At 64.1% G+C, this 4,883-nt stretch carries 5 protein-coding genes and 1 pseudogene; 4 read left to right on the forward strand and 2 right to left on the reverse strand.

The features are described from left to right. Both QZ213_RS24655 and QZ213_RS24660 read right to left on the reverse strand, forming a co-directional pair. Window positions 1–234, reverse strand: a pseudogene (locus QZ213_RS24655) (serine hydrolase); the annotation flags it as partial. A 123-nt stretch (window positions 235–357) separates the two neighbouring features. Then, window positions 358–2,016, reverse strand: a complete 1,659-nt coding sequence (locus tag QZ213_RS24660) for an FAD-binding dehydrogenase (RefSeq protein ID WP_291688686.1) — start codon at window positions 2,014–2,016, stop codon at window positions 358–360. A 283-nt stretch (window positions 2,017–2,299) separates the two neighbouring features. On the opposite strand from QZ213_RS24660, the gene QZ213_RS24665 reads away from it, so the two are divergent. The 4 genes from QZ213_RS24665 (at window position 2,300) to QZ213_RS24680 (ending at window position 4,771) form a co-directional block, all read left to right on the forward strand. After that, window positions 2,300–2,842 carry a hypothetical protein gene (locus tag QZ213_RS24665; RefSeq protein ID WP_291688687.1) on the forward strand — a complete coding sequence of 181 codons (543 nt, stop codon included), beginning with the start codon at window positions 2,300–2,302 and terminating at the stop codon, window positions 2,840–2,842. A gap of 71 nt (window positions 2,843–2,913) precedes the next feature. After that, window positions 2,914–3,099: a hypothetical protein gene (locus tag QZ213_RS24670; protein WP_291688688.1), complete on the forward strand. Its 186-nt coding sequence runs from the start codon at window positions 2,914–2,916 to the stop codon at window positions 3,097–3,099. A 22-nt stretch (window positions 3,100–3,121) separates the two neighbouring features. Further along, a complete protein-coding gene (locus QZ213_RS24675; RefSeq protein ID WP_291688689.1) occupies window positions 3,122–3,712 on the forward strand; it encodes an SCO family protein in 591 nt (196 codons plus the stop codon). 207 nt (window positions 3,713–3,919) lie between these two features. Then, window positions 3,920–4,771 (forward strand): transporter substrate-binding domain-containing protein, encoded by an 852-nt coding sequence (locus QZ213_RS24680; RefSeq protein WP_291688690.1) that lies wholly within the window; start codon window positions 3,920–3,922, stop codon window positions 4,769–4,771. Window positions 4,772–4,883: the final 112 nt, after the last annotated feature.

The following is a 4,883-nucleotide window of genomic DNA, read 5'->3' on the forward strand; positions in this document are numbered from 1 at the left end:
AGCGACGTCCTGAACGCCGAAGCTCCTGAGGTAGACGGGCGATCCGTGTTGCTGCATCAGCAGCGCCGCGCCTGGAATCCTTTCGCTCATGACTTCGTTTTCGAAAAAGGCGGACAGGCGCTCGAGTCCTGCGGCCGACGGCACAGCGGGCTCGGCCTGGACGCGCGCGGCCAAACCGCCTGCAACCGCCAACGTGGCCGCCCAAAGCAGGATCCGCATGATCGTCGACACCACTGCTGGAACGGCAAACCTACCCTGTTCGGGACGCAGCCGTGTTCAAGACAATGTTCCCTGGCCGGCATGGTTTGCAAAAACGCACGCCCCGATCGGGGCGTCGCATCGGCATCTATTCGGCATCTATCCGACGGCCTGCGCCGCCGCGCGCCCGGCATTGCGGCCGGAGAACAGGCAGCCGCCGAGAAACGTTCCTTCCAGCGAACGATAGCCGTGCATGCCGCCGCCGCCAAAACCGGCCGCTTCGCCGGCGGCGTAAAGCCCCGGCATGATCTTGCCGTCATGGCCGAACACCCGGGAGTCGAGGTCGGTCTCGAAGCCGCCCAGCGTCTTGCGGGTCAGGATATTGAGTTTGACGGCGATCAGCGGGCCGTGGGCGGGATCGAGAATGCGGTGCGGTTTGGCGGTGCGGATCAGCCGGTCGCCGATATAGCGGCGCGCATTGTGGATGTTCATCACCTGCGTGTCCTTGACGTAAGGATTCTCGATCTCGCGGTCGCGCGCCTCGATCTGGGCCTTGAGGTGATCGAGCTTCAGGAGATTTTCGCCGGCCAGCGCGTTCATCGCGCTGACGAGGGCTTCGAGATTGTCGCGCACGATGAAGTCGGCGCCCTTGCTCTTGAACGCTTCGACCGGCGCGGGCGCGCCCTTGTTGGTGGCGCGGCGCGCGGTCATCAGCCAGCTCTTGCCGGTGAGGTCGGGGTTCTGTTCGGAGCCGGAAAGCGCAAACTCCTTCTTGATGATGCTCTGGGTCAGCACGAACCAGGAATAATCGTAGCCTGTGCTCATGATGTAGTGCAGTTGCCCCAGCGTGTCGGAGCCGGGAAACAGCGGCGAGGGCAGCCGCTTGCCCGTGGCGTCGAACCACATCGACGACGGTCCGGGCAGGATGCGGATGCCGTGGCGTGGCCAGATCGGTGACCAGTTCCTGATGCCCTCGACGTAGTGCCACATCCGATCGCGGTTGATCAGCCGCGCGCCGGCGGCCTCAAGGATGCCGATCATTCTTCCGTCGACATGCTCGGGCACGCCGGAGATCATGTTCTTCGGGGCGTCGCCCAGCCGCTTCGGCCAGTTCTTCCGGACCAGCTCGTGATTGCCGCCGATGCCGCCCGAGGCGACGATCACGGCCTGCGCGCGCAGCGTGAAATCGCCGGCGATCTCGCGCGAGCTGCTTTTGCCGCGCTCGACCTGATCAGGCTCCAGAATCGCGCCAGTGACGCCGTCGACGGCGCCGCCCGTGATGGTCAGCGCATCGACACGGTGGCGGAACCTGAACGTCAGCCGGCCGCGCTTCTGCGCCTCGCGCGCGCGCCGTTCGAACGGTTCGACGACACCGGGACCGGTGCCCCAGGTGACGTGAAACCGCGGCACCGAATTACCATGGCCCATCGCGTCGTAGCCGCCGCGCTCGGCCCAGCCGACCACCGGGAAAATCCGATGTCCCATCGCGCGCAGCCATCCGCGCTTTTCGCTCGCCGCGAATGCCACATAGGCTTCTGCCCAACGTTTGGGCCACAGATCCTCATCGCGGTCAAAACCCGCCGATCCCATCCAGTCCTGCAATGCAAGATCAAAACTGTCCTTGATGCCGAGTCGGCGCTGTTCGGGGCTGTCGACCAGAAACAATCCGCCGAACGACCAAAAGGCCTGGCCGCCAAGGCTTTGCTCGCCTTCCTGATCGACCAGGATGACGCGTTTGCCGGCATCGGCGACCTCGGTCGCGGCGACGAGGCCGGCGAGGCCGCCGCCGACCACAATTACGTCCGCATCTTCGGCCATGGCATTTCCCCCAAATCCCGAAATGATAGAAGCTCGCGGCGTTTGCTGCGGTCAACGGCAAACGCGCGCCCGCTCGACCGCGGGCGCCGCGAGAGAATCAACTTGTTCCGATTTGGGACCTTTCGCGCCCAGGGTGCATCCCGCCTGCAACACTCAATTTGAATTTGATTTGAGCGGCCTCCGGCATCTGGACAAAAATCCGATCCGGCAACACGCTGGCCGCCATCTTGCATCACACAAGATCATCAGATTCGGGTTCGGCAGTTTGCACTGGGGCTGGGATATGAAGTTCGTGACGGGACTGCTCGCGGTGGTTCTCCTGGTGGCAGGGGTAGGCGCGGGCCATGCGGTGGTTCGGATTGCCGACGATCGAGGCGGCCGGATTGGAACTTATGTTGACAAATATCAGGACCTGCGCACCTCGGGCGAGCAGGTGATCATCGACGGCCTGTGCGCCTCGGCCTGTACCATCGTGCTCGGCGCGGTCCCGCATGACAGGATTTGCGTAACCTCGAACGCCAATCTCGGTTTCCACGCGGCGTGGGATTTTGGCACCAATGGCCGCGCGATCACCAATCCCGAAGCCACCCAGATGCTGTATTCGATGTATCCCTCGGCGGTGCGGCACTGGATCGCCGCACGCGGCGGGTTGACGCCGCACATGATTTTCCTGCGCGGCAAGCAACTGACGAGCATGTACAAGCCCTGTTATCTCGACGCCGAGGCGTCGGTACCGCGGCCGCCGGCCGTCCGCCGGGATCGCGATTTGCGTCCCCATGTCGTGATTACGCCCTCGCCGGCCGTACTTGCCCGGCAGCACGACTAGGCCTATCTGAACCCTGCAGACGCCGACCGGCGGCAAACGCCGGTCCACGTCCGTCGATCGGGTAGTTTCGGATGGCTCAGCCAATTTCCACCCAGCAGGATGTGTCAACGTCCACCAGCCCGCCCAGGGCTGTGCTGGCGGTAGCGGGGGCGGGTCTCGGCGCCGCGCTGCTGCTCGGCACGCTGGCGTTGTGGTTCCATTACGGGACGACGGTCTTCTTCGAGACGATCGCCTCCGGCATCGCCGCCTGCCTCTGATCCGGACATAAGGGAATTCAGGATGGATCGGACCACTCGCCCGCTGGTCATCGTCGCAGCGTTCTCCGCCAGCCTGGTGGTCGGGCTGCTGGTGATGCTGTGGGCGACGGGGGGCTGGCGAAATGTGGCGGCGCCTGCCGCAATCGGCGGGCCGTTTCAGCTGACCGACCAGAGCGGCCAGACCGTGACCGAAAAGAACCTGCAGGGTCACCCGACCCTGATCTTCTTCGGCTTCACCCACTGTCCTGACGTGTGCCCGACCTCGCTGTTCGAGATTTCCGAGGTGCTTAAAGCGCTCGGCAAGGACGCGGACCAGGTCAACGCCTATTTCATCTCAGTCGATCCCGAGCGCGACACCACGGAGGCGATGAAGGATTATCTGTCCAGCTTCGATCCGCATCTGACGGGCCTGACCGGCACGCCCGACCAGGTGGCGAAGGTGATTTCCGCCTACCGGGTCTATGCCAAGAAAGTCCCGCTCAAGGACGGCGACTACACCATGGACCACACCGCGCTGATCTATCTGATGGACCGCGACGGCAAGTTCGTCTCACCGTTCAACCTCAAGCGCACGCCCGATCAGGCCGCGGCCGACCTCAAACATTACCTCTGAACGATGCGGCTTGGTCGTCTCCCCTCCCCGCCGCTTCGCGCGGGAGGGGAGAAGAGCGCCGTTCGCAGCGGCAGACCACATTCGCCTTATCAGCGGGATGGTCTATAAGGCCGTCGACCATCACGAAAACCCTCGGCCATGCGATCCCGGACAGCCTCGATTCCCCACGCAACATTGTTCCAAACGCGTCGCGCAGCGCTGGCGCTGATGGGCTTGGCGCTCGGTCTTTGGCTGGCCCTGTCTGCCGGCCCGGCGCAGGCGCAGAGCGTTGCAAAACCGGGCACGCAAGCCGCGCCGCAGGCCGTTCCCGGCTTCTGGGATCCGAGGCGGCGGCCGGACCGGCCCGATCTGTCCCGCCTGACCGTGATCCGGTTTCTGACCGAAACCGACTATCCGCCGTTCAACTTCACCGGCCCCGACGGCAACCCGGCCGGCTTCAACGTCGATCTGGCGCGGCAGCTGTGCGAGGAGATCAAGGTCACCTGCACCATCCAGATGCGGCGGTTCGAGACGCTGCTTGACGCGCTCTCCAGCAACCGCGGCGATGCCATCATCGCTTCATTGGCGGTGACGCCGCAGATGCGCGCGCGGGTGGATTTCACCGATCCCTATTACCGGGCGCCGGCGCGGTTCGTCTCGCGGCGCGACGCGGTGATCCCGGAAATCCGTCCCGAATATCTGGAAGGCAAGAAAGTCGGCGTCATCGCCGGCACCTCGCACGAGGCCTATCTGAAGGCGATGTTCACCGACGCCGAACTGCATTCCTATCCCGGTGACGATGCGCTGCGGCAGGCGTTGCGGCGCGGCGAGGTCGATTTCATTTTCGGCGACGCGATCGCGCTGGCGTTCTGGATCAACGGCACCGATTCCGACGGATGCTGCGCGTTCTCGGGCGGCCCGTTCGTCGAGAGCCGCTTTTTCGGCGAAGGCATCGGCATCGGCGTGCGCAAGGGCAACGACCTGTTGCGGCAGGCGCTGAACTGGGCGCTGTTCCGGGTTTGGGAAAAAGGCCGTTATACCGATCTGTGGCTGCGCTATTTTTCGGTGAGTCCGTTCTGATATCCCAAACTCGGTCATTCCGGGATGGTGCGTTAGCACCAGACCCGGAATCTCGAGATTCCGGGTTCGATGCTTCGCATCGCCCCGGAATGACGGCTATACTACCAGCATT

Source organism: Bradyrhizobium sp. (assembly GCF_017881085.1).
GTDB lineage: Bacteria > Pseudomonadota > Alphaproteobacteria > Rhizobiales > Xanthobacteraceae > Bradyrhizobium.

What these genes read in the sequence shown, in the direction of transcription:
- QZ213_RS24660 (WP_291688686.1), bottom strand. Translation starts at nt 2,016, where the DNA reads ATGGCCGAAGATGCGGACGTAATTGTGGTCGGCGGCGGCCTCGCCGGC.
- QZ213_RS24665 (WP_291688687.1), top strand. Translation starts at nt 2,300, where the DNA reads ATGAAGTTCGTGACGGGACTGCTCGCGGTGGTTCTCCTGGTGGCAGGG.
- QZ213_RS24670 (WP_291688688.1), top strand. Translation starts at nt 2,914, where the DNA reads ATGGCTCAGCCAATTTCCACCCAGCAGGATGTGTCAACGTCCACCAGC.
- QZ213_RS24675 (WP_291688689.1), top strand. Translation starts at nt 3,122, where the DNA reads ATGGATCGGACCACTCGCCCGCTGGTCATCGTCGCAGCGTTCTCCGCC.
- QZ213_RS24680 (WP_291688690.1), top strand. Translation starts at nt 3,920, where the DNA reads ATGGGCTTGGCGCTCGGTCTTTGGCTGGCCCTGTCTGCCGGCCCGGCG.